General features: G+C 73.6%; 17 protein-coding genes. 11 read left to right on the forward strand and 6 right to left on the reverse strand.

The features are described 5' to 3' along the window. Window positions 1–77: 77 nt before the first annotated feature. Window positions 78–1550: an NAD-dependent succinate-semialdehyde dehydrogenase gene (locus tag ACZ7LE_RS09510; RefSeq protein WP_470403024.1), complete on the reverse strand. Its 1473-nt coding sequence runs from the start codon at window positions 1548–1550 to the stop codon at window positions 78–80. Window positions 1551–1630: 80 nt separating this feature from the next. Between ACZ7LE_RS09510 and ACZ7LE_RS09515 the strand changes: the two genes are divergently transcribed. The 5 genes from ACZ7LE_RS09515 (at window position 1631) to ACZ7LE_RS09535 (ending at window position 6564) form a co-directional block, all read left to right on the forward strand. Then, the gene (locus tag ACZ7LE_RS09515) at window positions 1631–2140 is read left to right on the forward strand and encodes a P-loop nucleotide/nucleoside kinase family protein (RefSeq protein ID WP_470403025.1); all 510 of its coding nucleotides are present in this window, start codon (window positions 1631–1633) and stop codon (window positions 2138–2140) included. A gap of 27 nt (window positions 2141–2167) precedes the next feature. Then, a complete protein-coding gene (gene dapA / locus ACZ7LE_RS09520; protein ID WP_470403026.1) occupies window positions 2168–3136 on the forward strand; it encodes a 4-hydroxy-tetrahydrodipicolinate synthase in 969 nt (322 codons plus the stop codon). A 33-nt stretch (window positions 3137–3169) separates the two neighbouring features. Continuing rightward, window positions 3170–4855 (forward strand): ribonuclease J, encoded by a 1686-nt coding sequence (locus ACZ7LE_RS09525; protein WP_470403027.1) that lies wholly within the window; start codon window positions 3170–3172, stop codon window positions 4853–4855. 243 nt (window positions 4856–5098) lie between these two features. Further along, complete coding sequence (locus ACZ7LE_RS09530; RefSeq protein WP_470403028.1) at window positions 5099–5866, forward strand: DUF4328 domain-containing protein; 768 nt, start codon at window positions 5099–5101, stop codon at window positions 5864–5866. Window positions 5867–5907: 41 nt separating this feature from the next. Beyond that, the gene (locus ACZ7LE_RS09535) at window positions 5908–6564 is read left to right on the forward strand and encodes a DUF998 domain-containing protein (protein WP_470403029.1); all 657 of its coding nucleotides are present in this window, start codon (window positions 5908–5910) and stop codon (window positions 6562–6564) included. Window positions 6565–6624: 60 nt separating this feature from the next. On the opposite strand, the gene ACZ7LE_RS09540 is transcribed toward ACZ7LE_RS09535, so the two are convergent. Together ACZ7LE_RS09540 and ACZ7LE_RS09545 are read right to left on the reverse strand one after the other, a co-directional pair. Further along, window positions 6625–8994 carry a hypothetical protein gene (locus ACZ7LE_RS09540; protein WP_470403030.1) on the reverse strand — a complete coding sequence of 790 codons (2370 nt, stop codon included), beginning with the start codon at window positions 8992–8994 and terminating at the stop codon, window positions 6625–6627. Next, window positions 8991–10850, reverse strand: coding sequence for an HSP90 family protein (locus ACZ7LE_RS09545; protein ID WP_470403031.1), 1860 nt, complete (start codon window positions 10848–10850; stop codon window positions 8991–8993). The genes ACZ7LE_RS09540 and ACZ7LE_RS09545 overlap by 4 nt, the downstream gene beginning before the upstream one ends. A gap of 66 nt (window positions 10851–10916) precedes the next feature. On the opposite strand from ACZ7LE_RS09545, the gene add reads away from it, so the two are divergent. Beyond that, the gene (gene add, locus ACZ7LE_RS09550; RefSeq protein ID WP_470403032.1) at window positions 10917–11930 is read left to right on the forward strand and encodes an adenosine deaminase; all 1014 of its coding nucleotides are present in this window, start codon (window positions 10917–10919) and stop codon (window positions 11928–11930) included. Window positions 11931–11964: 34 nt separating this feature from the next. On the opposite strand, the gene ACZ7LE_RS09555 is transcribed toward add, so the two are convergent. Continuing rightward, on the reverse strand, window positions 11965–12552 hold the full coding sequence (locus ACZ7LE_RS09555; RefSeq protein ID WP_470403033.1) for a TetR/AcrR family transcriptional regulator: 588 nt from the start codon (window positions 12550–12552) through the stop codon (window positions 11965–11967). An 88-nt stretch (window positions 12553–12640) separates the two neighbouring features. On the opposite strand from ACZ7LE_RS09555, the gene ACZ7LE_RS09560 reads away from it, so the two are divergent. Together ACZ7LE_RS09560 and ACZ7LE_RS09565 are read left to right on the forward strand one after the other, a co-directional pair. Next, window positions 12641–13051: a hypothetical protein gene (locus ACZ7LE_RS09560; RefSeq protein WP_470403034.1), complete on the forward strand. Its 411-nt coding sequence runs from the start codon at window positions 12641–12643 to the stop codon at window positions 13049–13051. 287 nt (window positions 13052–13338) lie between these two features. Beyond that, complete coding sequence (locus ACZ7LE_RS09565) at window positions 13339–15948, forward strand: FtsK/SpoIIIE family DNA translocase (protein ID WP_470403035.1); 2610 nt, start codon at window positions 13339–13341, stop codon at window positions 15946–15948. A gap of 3 nt (window positions 15949–15951) precedes the next feature. On the opposite strand, the gene ACZ7LE_RS09570 is transcribed toward ACZ7LE_RS09565, so the two are convergent. Further along, entirely contained in the window at window positions 15952–17241 is a 1290-nt protein-coding gene (locus ACZ7LE_RS09570; protein ID WP_470403036.1) for a CapA family protein, read from the reverse strand. Between the two features lie 92 nt (window positions 17242–17333). Here ACZ7LE_RS09570 and pgsA point away from each other — a divergent pair, with 92 nt between their 5' ends. The 3 genes from pgsA to ACZ7LE_RS09585 all read left to right on the forward strand — a co-directional run bounded on the left by pgsA (window position 17334) and on the right by ACZ7LE_RS09585 (window position 19043). Next, window positions 17334–17924 carry a CDP-diacylglycerol--glycerol-3-phosphate 3-phosphatidyltransferase gene (pgsA, locus tag ACZ7LE_RS09575; RefSeq protein WP_470403037.1) on the forward strand — a complete coding sequence of 197 codons (591 nt, stop codon included), beginning with the start codon at window positions 17334–17336 and terminating at the stop codon, window positions 17922–17924. Further along, a complete protein-coding gene (locus ACZ7LE_RS09580; RefSeq protein ID WP_470403038.1) occupies window positions 17921–18442 on the forward strand; it encodes a CinA family protein in 522 nt (173 codons plus the stop codon). The genes pgsA and ACZ7LE_RS09580 overlap by 4 nt, the downstream gene beginning before the upstream one ends. Before the next feature lie 247 nt (window positions 18443–18689). Then, entirely contained in the window at window positions 18690–19043 is a 354-nt protein-coding gene (locus ACZ7LE_RS09585) for a helix-turn-helix domain-containing protein (RefSeq protein WP_182614568.1), read from the forward strand. 118 nt (window positions 19044–19161) lie between these two features. Here ACZ7LE_RS09585 and ACZ7LE_RS09590 read toward each other — a convergent pair whose 3' ends face one another. Further along, window positions 19162–19956 carry a DNA-formamidopyrimidine glycosylase family protein gene (locus ACZ7LE_RS09590; protein ID WP_470403039.1) on the reverse strand — a complete coding sequence of 265 codons (795 nt, stop codon included), beginning with the start codon at window positions 19954–19956 and terminating at the stop codon, window positions 19162–19164. Window positions 19957–20063 lie beyond the last annotated feature (107 nt).

Below are 20063 nucleotides of genomic sequence, written 5' to 3' on the forward strand. Positions count from 1 at the left end.
GTGGTCCCCGGCCCGGTCCGGCACGGCGCCCGCGCTCCGGACACCGCTGCCCGGGCCGGCCGCCGCCCGCGCGGCGGCTACAGCGCCACGTACACCGTCTCCTGGTACTCCTCCATGCCCGCCTCGGCGCCCTCGCGGCCCAGGCCGGAGGCCTTGACGCCGCCGAACGGCGCGCTCGCGTCGGACACCAGGCCGCGGTTGATGCCGATCATCCCGGCCTCGATCTCGTCCATCGCGCGCTGGGCCCGCGCGAGCGACGTCGTGTACGCGTAGGCGGCCAGCCCGAACGGGGTGCTGTTGGCCAGCTCGTATGCCTCGTCGTCGGACCCGAAGGCCACGATCGGGGCCACCGGTCCGAAGATCTCCTCGGTGACGACGCGCGCGTCGGCGCTGACGCCGGTGAGCACCGTGGGCTCGTAGAAATGGCCCGGGCGGTCGAGGCGCGCGCCCCCGGTGAGCACCTGCGCGCCGTGGGCGGCGGCGTCGTCCACGAGGGTGGTCACCTTCTCGACCGCGGCCTCGTTGATGAGCGGGCCCACCTGGGCGCCGGGCTGCGTGCCCGGGCCGGTGACCAGCGCGCCCACCGCGCTGGCGAACTTCTCCGCGAAGGGGCGCGCGACGGCGTCGTGCACCAGGAAGCGGTTGGCCGCGACGCACGACTGGCCGGAGTTGCGCAGCTTGGCGATCAGGGCGCCTTGCACGGCGGCGTCGAGGTCGGCGTCCTCGAAGACGACGAACGGCGCGTTGCCGCCCAGCTCCATCGAGCTGCGCAGCACGTTCTTCGAGGCCTGCGCCAGCAGGATCTGGCCCACCCGGGTCGAGCCCGTGAACGAGACCTTGCGCAGGCGGGGGTCCTCGAAGAGTGGCTCGGTCACCGGGCCTGCCTGCGTGGTCGGGACCACGTTGACGATGCCCGTCGGCAGCCCGCGGCCCGCGGCCTCGGAGCGGATGATCTCCGCGACCAGGAGGGTGGTCATCGGGGTCAGCTCGGCCGGCTTGATCACCACGGTGCAGCCTGCCGCGAGCGCGGGGGAGATCTTGCGGGTGGCCATGGCGATGGGGAAGTTCCAGGGCGTGATGAGCAGCGACGGCCCCACGGGCCGGCGGCTCACGTACTGCTTGTTGCCGCCCGACGGCGCCGTGCGCACCAGGCCGTCGGAGCGCACCGCCTGCTCGGCGAACCAGCGCAGGAACTCGGCGCCGTAGATCACCTCGGCGCGTGCCTCGGCCAGGGGCTTGCCGGCCTCGGCGGTGATGAGCGCGGCGATGTCGTCGGCGCGGGAGATGAGCCGGACGAAGACGGCGCGCAGCAGCTCGGAGCGCTCGCGCGGCGGCACGGCGCGCCAGGCCGGCGCCGCGGCGTGGGCGGCGTCGAGGGCGCGGACGGCGTCCGCGGGGGTGGCGTCGGAGACGTCGAAGATGGGCTGGGCCGTCGCCGGGTCGGTGACCTCGAACGTGGCGCGGCTCGACGCGGGGCCCCAGTGCCCGTCGATGAGCAGTCCGGTGGGCAGGTGCGCCACGAGGGCGGGGGAGAGCGTCGTCGCCGTCATATTCCGAGTATCCACGTCGGCGCAAGCGCCGTCAGGTGCCCGGGTATCCTCGGGCGCACGCCACGGGACGGGGGACCGCCATGACCGCGCCGCCGCGGCTGGTCCTGCTCAACGGGCTGCCCGGGGTCGGCAAGTCGACCCTCGCCGCCGCATGGGCGGCTCTGCGGCCGGGCACGTTGAACCTCGACATCGACGTGGTCCGCGGCCTGATCAGCGGCCCGCCGCGGGACACGGCGGGGCCGGCTCGTTCGCTCGGGCTCGCGATGGCCGTCGAGCACCTGCGCGGCGGGCACGACGTCGTCGTCCCGCAGCTCGTCGCACGGACAGACCAGGTGCGCCGGTTCGAGCGGGCCGCAGAGGCGGCGTCCGCCCGGCTGGTGCACGTCCTGGTGGCGGCGCCTCCGGAGGCGGTCGCGGAGCGCGTCCTGGCCGACGCCGCGCCCCACCGGCACGACCTCGGCCCGGACCTCGTGGCCGCCTATGCGGCCGGTCTGGTGGACGTCGCGCGGACCGGCGACCCGCTGCGCCTCGTCAACGACGACGTCGCCGCCGCCGTCGCGCGGCTGGAGCTGCTCGTCGAAGCCCGGTGACAGGGCGGAGAACGGTACGGTAGGCCCATGGTTCTTCCCACTGATCCCGCGCGCCCGTTCGGCGCGGTCCTGACTGCCATGGTCACCCCGATGACGCCCGACGGCGCCGTGGACCTGAAGGCAGCGGTCAAGCTGGCGAAGAAGCTCGTGGACGACGGCAACGACGGCATCGTCCTGTCCGGCACCACCGGTGAGTCGCCCGTGACGCACACCCCCGAGAAGGAGGAGCTCGTCGCCGCCGTCGTGGAGGCCGTCGGCGACCGGGCCGCGGTCGTGGCGGGCGCCGGCTCGAACGACACCGTGCACGCGATCCGCATGGCCGAGCAGGCCGCCGAGTCGGGTGCGGACGGCCTGCTCGTCGTCTCCCCGTACTACTCGCGGCCCAGCCAGGAGGGGCTCTACCAGCACTTCGTGGCCGTCGCCGACGCGACCGACCTGCCCGTGATGCTGTACGACGTGCCCGGCCGCACCGTGGTGCGCATCGCGCCCGAGACCTACCGGCGCCTGGCCCGGCACCCCCGGATCGTCGCGAACAAGGACGCCACCGGCGACGTCTACGCGGCGAGCAAGCTCATCGGCGAGACCGGCCTGGCCTGGTACTCCGGCGACGACGGCCTGCTGCTGCCGTTCCTGAGCGTCGGCGGTGCGGGTATCGTGTCCGTGTCGGCCCACGTGGTCGGCGCTCACTTCGCGGAGACGGTCCGCCGGTTCGACGCCGGCGACATCGCCGGGGCGATCGAGGTCTTCCGCACCACGACCGGTGTGATCGACGCGCTCAACGGCGCGGGCGCCCAGGCCGTGATGGCCAAGGCCGCGGTCGAGATCCTCGGCGTCACGGACAACCGCTTCCTGCGTCTGCCGAACGTCGCCGCGTCGGACGACGAGGTCGCCGCCCTGCGCGCGGTGCTGGCCGAGGCCGGCCTGCTGCGCGACGGCGTCACCGCACACCAGCCCGAGGTGAACGAGCTCGCTCAGGCGAGCTCCGCCGGGCTCTGAAACTTTCTGTTGGAACGAGGCCTTGGAGGCCACGTGAGTCATCCTCACCCCGAACTGTCCCTGCCCCCAGCACTGCCCGACGGCGGTCTGCGCGTGGTCGCCCTCGGCGGCCTGGGCGAGGTGGGACGCAACATGGCGGTCCTGGAGCATGCCGGCAAGCTGCTCGTCATCGACTGCGGCGTGTTGTTCCCCGAGGACAACCAGCCCGGCGTGGACCTGATCCTGCCGGACTTCGACTACATCAAGGACCGTCTCGACGACATCGAGGCGATCGTGCTGACGCACGGCCACGAGGACCACATCGGTGCCGTGCCGTACCTGCTGCGGCTGCGCAAGGACATCCCGCTGGTGGGTTCGCGCCTGACGCTCGCGTTCATCGAGGCGAAGCTCAAGGAGCACCGCATCAAGCCCTACACCCTCGAGGTGAAGGAAGGGCAGCGCGAGCAGCTCGGCATCTTCGACTGCGAGTTCGTCGCGGTCAACCACTCCATCCCGGACGCGCTCGCCGTGGCGGTCACCACCGCCGCCGGCACCGTGCTGCACACCGGTGACTTCAAGATGGACCAGCTGCCGCTCGACGGCCGCATCACGGACCTGCGCGCCTTCGCCCGCCTCGGCGAGAAGGGCGTGGACCTCTTCATGGTGGACTCCACCAACGCCGAGGTGCCCGGCTTCGTGACGCCCGAGGCCGAGATCGGCCCGGTGCTCGACAACGTGTTCGCGCACGCCGACAAGCGGATCATCGTCGCGTCGTTCTCCTCCCACGTGCACCGCGTGCAGCAGGTGCTGCGCGCCGCGCACGCCCACGGCCGCCGCGTCGCCCTCGTGGGGCGCTCCATGGTGCGCAACATGGGCATCGCCGCCGACCTCGGCTACCTCGACGTGCCGCCGGGCGTGCTGATCGACCTGAAGAAGGCCGACTCGGTGCCCGACGACCAGATCGTCTACATGTCCACCGGCTCGCAGGGCGAGCCGATGGCGGCGCTCTCGCGCATGGCCAACGGCGACCACAAGGTGCAGGTCGAGTACGGCGACACCGTGATCCTGGCCTCGTCGCTGATCCCGGGCAACGAGAACGCCGTGTTCCGCATCATCAACGGGCTCACCCGCCTCGGCGCGCGCGTCGTGCACGGCGGCAACGCCAAGGTGCACGTCTCCGGGCACGCCTCGGCCGGCGAGCTCATGTACTGCTACAACATCCTCAAGCCCAAGAACGTCATGCCGGTGCACGGCGAGGTGCGCCACCTCGTGGCCAACGGGGCGCTCGCGGTCCGGACCGGCGTGCCGGCCGACCGCGTGGTGCTCGCCGAGGACGGCGTCGTCGTGGACCTCGTGGACGGCAAGGCCTCCGTGGTCGGCGCCGTGCCCTGCGGGTACGTGTACGTGGACGGCTCCTCGGTGGGCGAGATCACCGAGGCCGAGCTCAAGGACCGCGTGATCCTGGGCGAGGAGGGTTTCGTCTCAGTCTTCGCCGTGATCGACACGGCGACGGGTAAGGTGCTGGCACCGCCGCAGGTGCTGGCGCGAGGTATGGCCGAGGATGCCTCGGTGTTCGACAAGGTGATGCCGGAGGTCACCGCGGCGCTGGAGAACGCGATCGCGGGCGGGGCCACGGACACGCACCAGCTGCAGCAGATCATGCGCCGCACCATCGGGCGCTACGTGGCGACGCGGTTGCGCCGCAAGCCGATGATCGTCCCGGTGGTCGTCGAAGCATGATCGGCACGGCCCGGGCCGCGACCGCATGGTCGTGGCCCGGGGCCGGCAGGTAAGCACTACCCCTCGGGCGGGGTAACGCTGACGTAGCACCTCTACGTCAGCGTTACCCCGCCCGTCGTGCTGTCGTCTCCCCGCCGGGGGGTGTCACGATCCGCGAAGTTCACCCGCATATTGGCTCAACGTCCGGGTTTACCGGGACTAGCGTTCGGTTGCTCTCCCGTCGCACCACCAAGGACACCACCCATGACGCAGCCGTTTGACCCGTATGCCCCGCCTTCGGGTCCGACGCCGCCCGCCGGGTCACCGTCAGGCCCGGCGCCCGGCCCTGTGCCGCTCCTGTACCAGACCTACGACGCGCCCCCGCCGCTCCAGCCGCCTGCGGGCCTGGCCGTCGCCGTGGTCGTGATGGGTTGGATCTGGGTTGGCTGGCTGATCGTCCTCGGTCTTGCGGCCCTCGCATCCGAGGAGACGTGGCGTGGCGCGGTCGCACAAGGCCTCTCGTACGACGACACGGATCCGACCGTGTTCGACCTCGCCTACATTCCGGTGCGGGTCTACCTGCTCGCGGCGCTCGTCGTGGTGGCGCTCTGGCTGCACCGGAGCAGGAGGTTCGCCGAGACCTACGTTCCTGGGCACCGCTTCCGGCTCGCCGTCGCATGGACCTGGCTCGGCTGGGTCTTTCCCCTGTTGTCGCTCTGGTTCCCGGCACTGGCCGTCACGGATGTCTGGCGGGCCACCTTGCGCCGGAAGCTGGGCTGGATCCTTCTGCCCTGGTGGGGTTGCTGGCTCATGATGCTCTGGTTCTCCTGGACGGCCGAAAGCTGGCGGGGTGGGGTCCTCGGTGGGGACGTCCTCGGCGAAGAAGCCCTGCTCCTCGGCGGGACGTACATCATCTGTGCGGTCCTGGCCGCTCTCTCCTGCTGGGCCTGGACGGTGATCGTGATGCGCATCCGACGCGGGCAGTTGGCCATCGCCGCTCAGTCCGTGCTCCCGCCGCCGTCTATGGGGTAGGACGCCGGCACCCCGCCGGCGCGACGGTTGCGGAGGACGAGATGGCACAGGAGACGGAGTTCGACACGGCGGCCGCGGTGACGCGGTCGATGCTCGGCTGGGGAGTGGTGGCGGGGCCGTTCTACCTGGTGGTGGGGCTGATGCTGGCGCTGACCCGGGACGGCTTCGACTTCTCGCGGCACCCGCTGAGCGTGCTCATGCTGGGCGAGCTCGGCTGGATGCAGGTCACCAACCTGGCGCTGAGCGGCCTGATGGTGCTCGTCGCCGGCGTGGGCATGGCGCGGGCGCACGCGCGCGGCACGGGGATCGCCGTGGGGATCTACGGCATCGCGATGATCGCGAGCGCGGTCTTCCCGCCCGACCCGATGCCCGGGTTCCCGCCCGGTCAGGACGGTGCCACGACGCCGGGGACCTCCGGCATCCTGCACCTCGCGTTCGGCGGTGTCGGGTTCGTGTCGCTCGGGGTGGCGGCGCTGCTGCTCGGCGGGTGGTTCGCCCGGCGCGGCGACGGGCGGGCCGCGGCGTGGTCCCGGGTGGCGGGCGTCGTGGTCCTGGTGGGCTTCGTGGGCGGCGTAGCGCTGGGCCCCGCGGGCATGGCCGGGCTGTGGCTGGCCGTGGTGGCCGGGTTCGCCTGGCTGCTGCTGGCCTCGGTGCGGCTGTACCGGACGGTGCCGCACCCGGTCGTGGCGCGTCGCTGACCGGCAGCCCGGCGCGTCCGGCCGGCCCGTGGTGGGCCGGCCGGACGCACAGTGCGTGGGTCAGGCGGTGACCTGGTCGCGGATCCAGCCCGCGTGGCCGCGGAAGCCGCTGAGCTCGTCGTCGCCCTCGATCCGCGCCTCCACAGCCGCCACCAGCTCCAGGCCGCTCGCGGTGCTGCCCGACTCGACTGCGAGCTCCGCGGCCAGGAGGGCGCCGCGGCACCAGCGGGCGACGTCGTCGGACTCCCGCAGGAGGGACTCGGCGCGGCTCGCGAGCGCGTACGCCTCCTCCAGGGCGCCGGCGTAGAGCCCGCCGAAGCGGCCGGTCTCCACGTCCTCGTCGGCGATCACCCGAGCGTGCTGCTCGAGCGTCTCGGGAAGCTGGAGCCGCAGCTCGGCGAGCTCGTCGGGGTCGGTCGAGTCGGCGAGCGCGGCCTCGCACACCCGGGTCGCGCCGGTCATGATCCGGCCCGCCTCGGCGACGTCGCGGCCGCGGACGGCCCACGCCCACGCGCGGGTGGTGCGCACCTGACGGAGTGCGTCGCCCGTCTCGGCCCACAGGTCCGCCGCCCGCTCGTACGCCAGCTCCGCCGACAGGTTCTCCCCGGCCCGCTCCAGGGCCTCCGCGGCGAGGGTGGCGAGCATCGCGTGGTCGTCCTGCTCCGGCCAGTGCTGCGCGACCTGCGCGGCGGCGAGCCAGTGCTTGGCGGCCTCCGCGGGCTCGTGGCGGTCGGCCGCACAGTCGCCGAGCCACCAGCGGACCTGCACGAGGGTGCCCTCGCCGTGCACCTCGAGGGAGGGGTCCAGGTCGGCCAGGGCCTGCTCCAGCACCGGGGCAGCCTCGGCGAGCCGGCGGCCCGCCATCAGGTGGGCGCCGAGCCGGGTCCTGGCCACGACCGCGACCTTCCGGTCGGCGAGGTCGGCCCAGGCCACGGCCTCGTAGGCGTGGTGGACGGCGCCGGGCAGGTCCTCCTCGGCGGCCAGCACCTCGGAGAGCTGCAGGTGCGCGCCTGCGCGCCAGCCGGGGGCCGCGGCCTCGCCGGCCTGGTCGATCGCCTCCGACATGCCCGCTCGCATACCGGCCAGGTCCTCGTTCTCCCGGGCCTTGTCGTACCGGTCGAGCGCCGCGCGGACGGCGGCGGGCATCTCGTCGGCGTCGCCGGCACCCTCGGCTTCCCCCGCGTCGTCGGCATCGGCCGGCGTGGCACCGGCCGCGCGCTCCGGCGGGGCGATCCTGCCCGGCGTGACGCCGGACGCCGGCCCCACGTCCGACTCGGGCGCCTCGCCGGCCGAGGACGCGCCGGCCCCGGCCGTCGGGAGCACAGCGCGCAGGCCCAGCGGCAGCCGGTCCAGCAGCGGCCGGGCGTCGAGGCCGGCCCGCACCCGCTCGCTCACCGCGGTCGTGCCGTTGCGCGCGTCGAACCGGCCGGCCAGCGTCAGGGCCTCGGTCCGGGCGTGCCCGGCCAGCTCGGCGGCGGTCCACGGGCGGCCGGCGGGTCCGGTGACCCGCAGGTCGCCGCGGCCGAGGGCGACGAGGCGGTCCATGAGCAGCGCGGTCACGGCGTAGAAGCCCATGCGGGGCTCGGGCTCGCCGTCGGCCTGGAAGTAGCCGGGGGTGTCGGCGAGCAGCTCGAGCGCGCGCGCCTCGTTGCCGGTCAGCGCGCAGAACTCGATGTGCTTGGCCACGGAGTGCATCAGGCTCTCCGAGCCCTTGACCATGGGGTAGCCGCGCAGGTGGTTGGTCCGCGCCTCGTCGAGGCGGCCCAGCCGGACCAGGGGCAGCAGCGAGCGCGCCAGCGCACGGTGCGGCTCCTCGGCGCAGGTCAGCCGGCCGTCGAGCACGGGCGCCCAGTGCCGGACCGCCTTGGCGTCGTCACCCTCGTCGGAGTAGAACTCGCCCTGCCGGGCGGTCTCGCAGGCGTGGCAGTCCGCCATCTCGCCGCGCTCGGCGGCGAGCCAGCCGTCGAACGCCCGCCGCGCCCGTTCGGTGTCGCCCACATGGTCGGCGATGTAGAACTCCGACATCCGCACGGCCCGGTCGGTGTGCCCCGCGAGCCGGTAGCGGCGGTCCATCTCGGTGAGCCAGTTCTCGATCGCGGCGAGCGGCACCCGGGGCAGGTCGAGCATGCCTGTGGTCACCCACTTGAAGTCCCAGAACAGTGCGTGGGTGGCAGCGTGGTCGAAGGCGCTCGGGTCCTGGTCCCACAGCCGCAGGGCGCGCGCGAACGGGACCAGCACCTTGTGCCGGTCCGCGCTGAACTCGTACGCGCTGATCAGGTGGAAGACCGCCTTGATCTCGGCCGCCGGCCCGAGGAGCTCGGCCTGGGCGAGGATGTTCTCCGCCGCTGCGGCCTGCGAGGTGCCGTGGGGACGCTGGTTGTTCTCCCAGATCGCCTCCTGGAGCGTCGCGAGGTCGGTGATCTCGGTCATCGGTCGGTCTCCTGGGTGTCGGGCCGGTCGTCCGGCCGGTCGTCGCGGGCTGGTGGCACGACGGGCGTGGCCCACTCCAGCAGCTCGCCGAACGCGCGGTTCACGAGCGCCTGGTCCACCGGGCGCAGGGGACGGCGGGCCTGGAGCAGCGACTGCCCGTACAGGGCCTCGACGGCCACGCCGGCCAGGTCGGGCTCGGACAGCCCCGCGATGCGGCGCACCAGCGGGTTGAGGTGGTTCAGCACGAGCCGGGCGCGGGGCGCCTCGTCGCGCAGGGAGCCGAGGATGCCGGCCCACAGGTCGTCGGCCTGGCTCTCGGCCTCGGCACGGGCACGCTCGTGCCGGGCGGACCGGTCGTCCAGGTGGATCGCGGCCAGCGACGCCGGGTGGAACGCCCGGACCGCGACGTCGCAGTCCAGCGGGTCGAGGCGCACCCGGGCGGTGGCGAGGAACGGGGCCAACGCGAGCTCGGCCGCCGGGTCGACGTGGTCGAGGTGCGCGGTGACGACCGACGCGTCCAGCTCCTCGACGGCGACCTCGGGCCGGACCAGCGGGAGCGCCTCGACCAGCGCGGCGTCGTAGGTGTACCCGCCGTTGACCACGGCCATGCCCTGCGCCGCGGCGATCGCCGAGACCTGCCGGAACTCGTCGACCGTGCGCGTGAAGTGCACGGTCCGGTGCCGGCGGGCGAGGTCGTCGAGCGTCAGCTCGCCCTCCGACGTCTCGAAGGGCAGCCACGGGAGCATGGTGCGCAGCACGTCGTCGTCGTGCAGGGCGAGCGCCTTGACCCCCAGGTGGTGCACGGCCAGGAAGCGCCGCAGGCGCTCCGGCGAGGTGGTCGCGACCTGCGCGAGCCAGCCGCGCACTCGGTCGCCCAGCGCCTCGCGGACGGCGGCCAGCGTCTCGTCCTCATAGAGCTGCTCGCGGCTGGCCGTGGGGCGCAGCGTGTCGGTGTCGAGCACGCATCGCACGAAGAACGCCCAGTCGGGCAGCAGGGTCTCGGCGCGGTCGGTGAGCAGCATGCCCTTGAGGTGCACGCGGTGCCCGCCGCGCTGCGCGGGGCTGACCACGCCCGGCAGCACGTAGGCGACCCCGCGGATGCCGACGAGCGGCAGGTCCAGCTCGACCGAGTCGAGCGGCGCGAAGCCGAACGTGTCCTGGCAGTAGGCGGACAGCGCGGCGGCCCGCGCCGTCGGGCTGGGGTGCTCGGACTCCCACGGCGGCCGCTGCCCGGTGATCGGCTCGTCGCCCACGCGGACGTCGTACGGCAGGAGCGCGCCGAAGTCGGCGGCGAGGTCGGCCACCCGGTCGGCCTCGAACCACTGCTCGCTCCCGCGGCGGGCCTCGAGGTGGACGGTGGTGCCCGGCTCCGGGTGCTCGGCCGGGTCGAGCGTACGGACCGTGTACGAGCCGTCGCCGCGCGCCACCCACTCGACGGGCAGGGCACCGGGCGTGCGGGCCGAACGGCTCACCACCCGGATGGTCTCCGCCACGACGAAGCAGGCCAGCAGGCCGATGCCGAACTGGCCGAGGAACTCCTTGCGGGCCTCCTGGAGGCCGTCGCGCTTGGAGCTGCGGCCGATCGTGGCCAGTAGCAGGTGCACCTCCGGCTCGGTCAGGCCGATCCCGGAGTCGGTGACCCGCAGCGCGGTGCCGGTCGCCCGGATGCGCACCGTGCCGGGAGCGCCGGGGTCGAGGGCGCGCCGCGCGGTGATCGCGTCGACGCCGTTCTGGAGCAGCTCGCGCACGTAGACGCGGGGGCTGGCGTACAGGTGCTGGGACAACAGGTCCACCAACCCACGAAGGTCGACCTGGAACGTGTGCGGTGAATCCGTCGGGGTCTCTTGCGTCGTCATGGTGGGCGCGATGCTAGTAGCGCCCTCTGACACTCCCCAGGAAAGTCCGGCACGTAACCTGCCGTCATGACCACGAGCGCACCGTCGTCCCGCCCGCCGCGGGCAGAGCTGCACGTGCACGTCGAGGGCACCCTGGAGCCGGAGCTGGCCTTCGAGCTCGCGGCTCGCAACGGCGTCGTCCTGCCCTACCCGGACCCGGGGAGCCTGCGCGCCGCCTACGACTTCGCGGACCTGCCCGCCTTCCTGGAGCTGTACACCGCGAACATGGCCGTGCTGCGCACCGCGGCCGACTTCGCCGACCTCACGCGCGCCTACCTGACCCGCGCGGCCCGCGCGGGCGTACGGCACGCGGAGATCAGCTTCGACCCGCAGGCCCACCTCGCGCGCGGCGTCCCGCTGGAGGACGTCGTCGGCGGCATCGCCGGCGTCCTGGCGAACAGCGCCGCCGACCACGGCGTCTCGACCCTGCTCATCGCCGCGTTCCACCGCGACCGGCCCGTCGTCGACGCGCTCGACGTCCTGGAGCGCCTGCTCGCCATGGACGCGCCGATCGTGGGCATCGGCCTGGACAACGCCGAGATCGGCTACCCGCCCGGCCTGTTCACCGACCTCTACACCCGCGCGGAGGCGGCCGGTCTGCGCCGCACCGCCCACGCGGGGGAGGAGGGGCCGGCCGCGAACGTCCGCGACGCCCTCGACCTGCTGCACGCCGAGCGGATCGACCACGGCATCGCCGTCGTCCAGGACCCCGCCCTCGTGGCCCGCGTCGCCGCAGAGCAGATCCCCTTCACCGTCTGCCCGGTGTCCAACGTGCGCCTGCGCGCCGTCCCCTCCCTGGCCGCGCACCCGCTGCCCGACACGATCGCCGCCGGCATGCTCGTCAGCCTCAACTCCGACGACCCGCCGTATTTCGGCGCCTACGTGGACGACGTCGACGACGCCGTCACCGCCGCCTTCGCCCTGACGCGCGACCAGCGGGCGGCGCTCGCGGCGGCGTCCTTCCGGGGCTCGTTCCTGCCCGGCGACCGGGTCGCGGCCTACCTGGCCGACGTCGAGGCCTGGCGCGTGGCCCAGGGCTGAGGGTTCAGGCGCTGAGCGGGCGGGCGCCGAGCCCTCAGCCGCGCAGCAGCGCCGACCCCGCCGTCCCGGCGGCCGCGTCGAACGCGGCCGCCCGTGCCACCTCGTCGCCCGGCAGCAGCCCGGCGAGCTCGAGCGACACCAGCCCGTGCACCAGGCCCCACAGCCCCAGGGCGGCGGTCAGCACGTGCTCCGGCGGGGCGCCGCGCAGGACCCGGGCGACGGCGTCGTGCAGCACGCGGAACGTCGGGCTGTCGACGGCGGCCGCCGGCTCCCGGTCCGCCGGCGCCACCCCGCGGTAGAACATGACGCGGTAGAAGTGCGGGTCCGCCAGGGCGAACCTCCGGTAGGCACGGCCGAGGTCGCGGAGGTCCGCCGCCGGATCCTCGCCCTGCCCGACGGCGGCCAGGTGCTCGGCGAACCGCCGGAACCCCTCCTCGGCGACCGCCCCGACCAGCGCCTCGCGCGAGCCGAGCAGCGCGTAGACCGCCGACGCGCTGGTCCCCGCCTCGGCCGCGACCTTGCGTACGGTGACCGCGCCCTCGCCGTCGGACGAGACCACCTGGGAGGTGACCTCCAGGAGGCGGGTGCGCAGGGCGTCGTCGTGCAGTCGGGGTCGGGCCATGCCGCGAGTCTAGAAGTCTTGACGCGAGTTTGCGAACGATGTTTGATAACACTGTTACAGAACAACGAACCACGCCCAGGAGGACGTCGTGCTCGAGCTCTCGGACCCGGCCCGCATCACCGCGGGCATCGTGCTGCTGACCGTCGTCGGGATCGAGTCCGGCGGCTTCTTCCTGCTCAAGGTCTTCGGCGGCCGGCTTCCCACCACCGACCTGCAGAAGAGCTTCTTCCGGGCCGGCCACGCGCACGCGGGCGTGCTGGTGATCCTCGGCCTGCTCTGCCTGCTGCTGACGGAGGCGACGGACCTGACCGGCTTCGCCCGCTGGCTCGCCGCCACCGGCGTGCTGTGCGCCGCGATCCTCCTGCCCGCGGGGTTCTTCCTCTCCGCGATCGGGCAGGGGCGTACCCGCCCCAACCGCGCCGTCGTGCTGCTGCCCGTGGGTGCCGTGGTCCTGGGCGCGGGCGTGGTGATGCTCGCGATCGGCCTGCTCCTGGCCTGAGCGGATCAGACATACCGGACGACGGCCCGGTCCGGGACACACCGCAAGGGGTCCTGGGCCGGGCCGTCGCATCCGGTTACGGTGGCGACATCATGGCGACCCGCACGTCGGCCCGGCGAGGTTCCGGGAAGAGCTCCGGGCAGGGCGCGAAGAGCGCCAAGCCCCGGGCCGCAGCGTCGAAGCGATCGACACAGCGCCGGGGGGCTACCCGCCCGGCGCCGAAGGCTGCGGCCGCACCGTCCCGCCCGCCGTGGCCGGTCCGGGCGGTCCGCGGACTCTGGATGGGCATGGCGCACGCGGTCGGCGGTGCCACCCGCGCCGCCGGACCGCGGACCGCGCCCGACGGCTCCGGCACGGGCACGCAGAACGCGGAAGGGCAGGGAGGGCAGGAACTGGAACCGGACCACCGGCGCGACGGCGTCGGCTTCGCACTTCTCGCCGTGGCGGTCATCGTCGCGGCGCGTGAGTGGTGGGGGATCGACGGCCCCTTCGGCGACGGCGTGCACGCGGTGGTCGCGGGCACGCTCGGCGTCGCGGGCGTGGCCCTCCCCGTGCTGCTCATGTGGCTCGCCTTCCGCGTCATGCGCCACCCGGAGCGCACCCAGCAGAACGGCCGGGTGGCGATCGGGCTCAGCTTCCTGGTCGTCGCCACGTGCTCCCTGGTGCACATCAGCGCCGGCCTGCCCTCGCCCGCGGACGGGTTCACCCCCGTGCAGGACGCCGGGGGCGTGATCGGGTTCCTGTTCGCCACCCCGGTGGTCACGGGGCTCACGCAGTGGTTCGCCATCCCGCTCTACGTGCTGGCCGGGTTCTTCGGCGTCCTCATCGTCACCGCCACGCCGGTGCACCGGATCCCCGCCCGCCTGCGCGGCCTCTACGACCGGCTCACGGGCAACCACCGCGAGGCGGACGAGGTCGGCGAGGACGGGCTCGCCCTGGCCGACGGCGTCTCCGCCCACGACGGCACGCCGGAGCCCAGGCGCCGCAAGCGCCGCACCAAGCAGGAGATCGCCGCCGAGAAGGAGCGCCTGGCCGGGTTCACCGGCGACGAGGCCTTCGAGAAGGCCGCCGAGGTCGAGCAGCGGGCCGGCAAGGCCGGGAAGGCCACGACCCAGCGCATCCCCACCAGCCAGTCCGCCGGCAAGGTCACCGGCGCCCCCGCCATCGGCCCCGGCGTCCTCGGGCCGGACGGCGAGCCGGCGTCGGCGAGGAACGACGGGCCCAAGCCACCCCGGGCGGGCGAGCCCATGCCGCGGGGCGTGCAGCCCATGCTCGAGGGCGACACCGTCTACCTGCTCCCCGACGAGGAGCTGCTGGTCCAGGGGCCGCCGCACAAGGCGCGGTCGGCCGCGAACGACCGGGTGGTCGAGTCGCTGACGGGCGTCTTCGAGCAGTTCGGCGTCGACGCGAAGGTCACCGGTTTCAGCCGCGGCCCGACGGTCACCCGGTACGAGGTCGAGGTGGGTGCCAAGACCAAGGTCGAGCGCATCACGTCGCTGTCCAACAACATCGCGTACGCGGTGGCGAGCGCGGACGTGCGCATCCTGTCGCCCATCCCGGGCAAGTCCGCGATCGGTATCGAGATCCCCAACTCCGACCGCGAGACCGTGGTGCTGGGCGACGTGCTGCGCTCCGGCGCCGCGCGGCGCACCGAGCACCCGATGGTCATGGGCGTGGGCAAGGACGTCGAGGGCGGCTACGTGGTCGCGAACCTGGCCAAGATGCCCCACATCCTCGTGGCGGGCGCCACCGGCGCCGGCAAGTCGAGCTTCATCAACTCGATGATCACCTCGATCCTCATGCGGTCGACGCCGGAGCAGGTGCGTCTCATCCTGGTGGACCCCAAGCGCGTCGAGCTCACGATCTACGAGGGCATCCCGCACCTGATCACGCCGATCATCACCAGCCCCAAGAAGGCCGCCGAAGCCCTCGACTGGGTGGTGCGCGAGATGGACGCCCGCTACGACGACCTGGCGACCTTCGGCTACAAGCACGTCGACGACTTCAACGTCGCCGTCCGCGCCGGCAAGGTCAAGCCGCTGCCGGGCTCGGAGCGCAAGATCGCGCCGTACCCGTACCTGCTCGTGGTGGTCGACGAGCTCGCGGACCTCATGATGGTCGCCCCGCGCGACGTCGAGGCCTCGATCCAGCGCATCACGCAGCTCGCCCGCGCCGCGGGCATCCACCTCGTGCTGGCCACGCAGCGCCCGTCCGTCGACGTCGTGACCGGCCTGATCAAGGCGAACGTGCCCTCGCGGCTCGCCTTCGCCACGTCCTCGCTCGCCGACTCGCGCGTGGTCCTGGACCAGCCCGGCGCGGAGAAGCTCATCGGCCAGGGCGACGCCCTGTTCCTGCCCATGGGCGCGGCCAAGCCGATGCGCGTGCAGGGCGCCTGGGTCACCGAGTCCGAGGTGCACCAGGTGGTCGAGCACGTCAAGGGCCAGCTCAAGCCCATCTACCGCGAGGACGTCGCCGCGCCCGCCGCGGCCAAGAAGCAGGTCGACGAGGACATCGGCGACGACCTCGACCTGCTGCTGCAGGCCACCGAGCTCGTGGTCACCACCCAGTTCGGGTCCACGTCCATGCTCCAGCGCAAGCTCCGCGTGGGCTTCGCCAAGGCGGGGCGTCTCATGGACCTGCTGGAGTCGCGGGAGATCGTGGGGCCCTCGGAGGGCTCCAAGGCGCGCGACGTGCTCGTGGCCGCCGACGACCTGCCCTCCGCGCTCGCGCTGATCCGCGGCGAGCAGCCGGCCCAGGTCTTCGACCAGGCGTCGCCCGACGCCGAGCCGGACGACGGCGGGTCCTACGGCTCGGCCGACCAGTACGCCGACGGCACGGACGGGCACATGCCGCCGGTCGCCCGGGACTACCACGACGACGCCGAGGCCGTGCGCTGACCGTCAGCCGGCGCGCCTGACCACCACGGGCGGCTCGCCCGCGGGCTCCCGGGGCGGGCGGCGCTGCTCCTCCGCCGCGTCCCCGGCTGCCTCCTGGGCGATCCGGAGGCGGCCGGTGAGCTCGCCCGTGCCGAGCGTTCCGCGGTCCGGGTGGGCCAGCGCGTCACGGGTCCAGTGCAGCCGGTGCCCGGCGCCGCGGTCGACCGTCGTCGCCGCCCAGCGCGCGTCCGTGACCCGGGCCGGCCCGCCGGGGCGCTGCACGACGTCCGCGACCAGCAGCAGGCCGACGGCGGACGCCGCCACGCAGCACTGCGTGCCCTGGTTGGACAGCAGGTTGCCGAGGCCGTAGGCCACCCACATCCCGTCGCCGCCCGGGCCACCCCGCAGGTGCTCCAGCGGCTGCGGCACGTGGGCGTGGTGCCCGATCACGAGGTCCACCTGGCGGGACCTGGCCAGGGCCTTGGCGGTCTCCTTCTGGTGGTCGGTGGGTGCGGTGACGTACTCCGTGCCGTCGTGCAGGCTGACCACCACCAGGTCCGCTCCCGCGGCGCGCGCCGCCTTGGCCTGCTCGATGATCCGGCCGGCGTCGATGAGGTCCACCGACCAGGGGCCGTGGGGCGGCTCCAGCCCGTTCAGCCCGTAGGCCGCCGACAGGTGGGCGACCGTGACGGTCCGGCCCTCCCGCCGCAGCTCGTAGAGCTGGGGGCTCCTCGACTCGCGCTTGTTGCGCGCGGTCCCGGCGTGACCCATCCCGGCCCGGTCGAGCGCCCCGAGCGTCGCGGCGATGCCGTCGTAGCCGGAGTCGGCCGCATGGTTGGACGCCGTCGAGCAGCCGTCCCAGCCCTGCTCGCCCAGGTCGCGGACGATCTCCTTGGGCGCGCGGAACACGGGGTAGCCCGCCGGCTGCGTGCCCGGCGGCGCGACCGGCACCTCCAGGTGGCACAGGGCGAGGTCCGCGCGGGCGACCCACGGGTCGATGCCCGCCAGCAGCGGCGAGTAGTCGAACCCGTCCGGCCCCGCCGCCGAGTCGTTGACCGGGTCGTGGGTCAGGACGTCGCCCGCGGCGAGCAGCGTGAGCTCGACGTCCTGCGGCGTGGGCGTGGGCTCCGGGGAGGGGGTGGCGGACGCCGGAGGCGCCGCGGGGGAGGACGTCACGGAGGACGTCGTGGAGGCGCCGCCGGAGCCGGTGGGCACCGGCACGCCGGGGGCGGGCGTGCAGCCTGTCGACGTGGCCGCGAGGGCACAGGTCACCGCGGCGGACGCGAGGAACCGCAGCGGGCGGACGTTGACCACTCCCGGATGTTATGGCAGGTCGGGGGAAGGAGCGACCGGGCGTCGACGGTGCTCGGTCCGGGGCGCGGGTGAACCGCGGCTAGGCTTGAGCAATGGTCAACGACGCTCCGTCGCCCTGGAACATTGCGAACATCGTCACGATGATTCGCATCGCCATGGTCCCGTTCTTCGCCTGGGCACTTCTCGTCGAAGGCGGGGACGACACGACGTGGCGGCTCGTGGCCACGGCGATCTTCGTGGTCGCGGCGGTGTCGGACAAGGTCGACGGCTACCTCGCGCGGTCGCGCGGCCTCATCACCGACCTCGGCAAGCTGCTCGACCCCATCGCGGACAAGCTGCTCGTGGGCGCGGCCCTGATCCTGCTCTGGATCCCGCTCGGCGAGCTGCCCTGGTGGATCCCCGTGGTGATCCTGGTGCGCGAGCTGGGCATCACGTTCATGCGCCTGGGCATGGTCAAGTACGAGGTCATGCCGGCGTCCCGGGGCGGCAAGCTCAAGACCGTGCTGCAGACCGTGGCGATCTCGCTGTTCCTGCTCCCGCGCGAGGGTCTCGACTGGCTCACCGTGATCGCGTGGGTCGTACTCCTGGCGGCGTTCGTCGTGACGGTCGTGACCGGCGTCGAGTACGTCTACCAGGGCTGGAAGATCCGGCGCGACGCCCGGGCCCGGACGCCGCAGGCATGACGGCGCCGCGCCTGCTGGCGGCGGCGGCCGCCCGCGGCTGGACCATCGGCGTGGCCGAGTCGCTGACGGGCGGGCTGGTCACGGCCACGCTCGTGTCGGTGCCGGGCGCGTCCAAGGTGCTGCGCGGCGGCGTCGTCGCCTACGCCACCGACCTCAAGGCCGCGCTGCTCGGCGTGGACGCGGACCTGCTCGCCGAGCGCGGGGCCGTGGACGAGGCCGTGGCCGCCCAGATGGCGGACGGCGTGCGCCGGGCGACGGGGGCCGACGTCGGCCTCGCCACGACCGGGGTCGCGGGCCCCGACCCGCAGGACGGGCAGCCGCCGGGTGTGGTCTTCGTCGCAGTGAGCACCCCGGTCGCCTCCGAGGTGCACCGGCTGGAGCTGACGGGCGACCGGCCGCAGATCATCGGCGACGCGGCGCGCGGGGTCATCGAGCTCGCGTCGGTGCTCGTCAGCGAGGCGGCGGGTGAAAAAACCGACTCCTACCCAGATAGGTTCCCTGAAGTTACAGACAAGTGAAACTTCTTGGCTTAATCTTGCACAGGGCTTGACGCGGGAACACTTCGGGAACAAGGCTCATACCAACAGCGTTGGTCCCGGTGTGATCACGAACAGGCCGACCACTCGGGGCCGGCGGAAGAACTCTTCGGGCGCGGGGTACGGTAGAACGACCTCCGCGCACGGAGGCCGTACCACACGCAAGGCGCGTCCGGTCCAGGCAGGGCAGGGCGTGAGGTCAGGGACAGGCACTGAAAGGGGGCGCGAGATGGTCGTACTACGGCGAGAAATCGGAGACGTGCTGCGAGACACGCGGCAGCGTCAGGGGCGCACCCTCCGTGAGGTGTCGTCGGCGGCGCGGGTGTCGCTGGGTTACCTCAGTGAGGTGGAGCGCGGGCAGAAGGAGGCGTCGTCCGAGCTGCTCGGTTCCATCTGCGAGGCGCTCGACGTGCCGCTGTCCTTGGTGCTGCGTGAGGTGAGCGACCGCGTCGCGGTGGCCGAAGGATTCCAGATTCCCGACACGATCCCGGCGGACTTCGTCGCCGGGCTGCTGGCCAGGGGAGGCGACCGGACCGCAGCGCGGCGGGAGGTCGACCCGTCCGACCTGGCACCGGTCGGCTGACAGGCCGGCGGGGCGAGAGCCACAGCTGGGCAGAACCGGAGCGGGGCACCACCGAGGTGGTGCCCCGCTCCGCTGCGTTCGGGCCTTGGGCTGGCGCCGGTGCCGGGCGGGCGTCGCCCTAGGCCGGACCGGCCTGGCACGTGGGGCACCAGAAGACCGGCCGCTCGTAGGGCTTCTCGTTCGCCGTGCCGACCGCGACCGGGGTACCGCACCGGTGGCACGGCCGGCCCGCCCGCCCGTGCACGTGCATCTCGACGGCCCCCAGGCCGCGCGCCCGTCCGACGGTGACGCTGCGCTCCATGAGCCGGCGCGCCGTGCGCAGCAGCACCGCGCGTTCGCCCTCGGGCAGCGCGCCGGCCGGCTGCCACGGCCACAGCCGTCGCGCGAAGAGCGACTCGGCCATCCAGATGGTGCCGATGCCCGCGACGGTGCGCTGGTCCAGCAGGGCGGCGCACAGGGGCCGCTCGGGCTCGCGGACGAGCCGCGCCACGCCGTCCGCCAGCCCGGTGCTGGGAAAGTCGGCACCGAGCACGTCCGGGCCCAGGCCGTTGAGGATGCGGCTCTCGTCGTGCGTGCGCAGCAGGTCGAGCATGCCGAGGTGCCACCCGGTGGCGGTCCAGGCGTCGGTGGCGAGCACGGCGCGGATCGCGGGGTTGCGGGCCGAGGCGTCCCGGGAGCCGGTTCGGTGCACCTTCCACAGCCCCTCCATGCGCAGGTGCGTGTGCAGGGTGCGGCCGTCGTCGAGCCGGGTGAGCAGGTGCTTGCCGTACGCGCTGGTCTCCAGGGCGGTCGCCCCGGTCAGGTTGGCGGCGCCGGCGCTGGGCCAGCGCAGCTCCGCACGGACGAGCGGCAGGCCGCGCAGCGCCGCGGTGAGGCGCTCGGCGGTGAGGCGCAGGACATCCCCCTCGGGCACGGGCGCTCCCCTCGTCGTGGGGCTTCAGCGTAGTGCGCGGTCGGCCGAGGAAGGCGGCACAACCGGCATATCACCCATGTGATCTGGATGGGGCCGGAACCGAGGCA

Source organism: Promicromonospora sp. NPDC110617 (assembly GCF_055598465.1).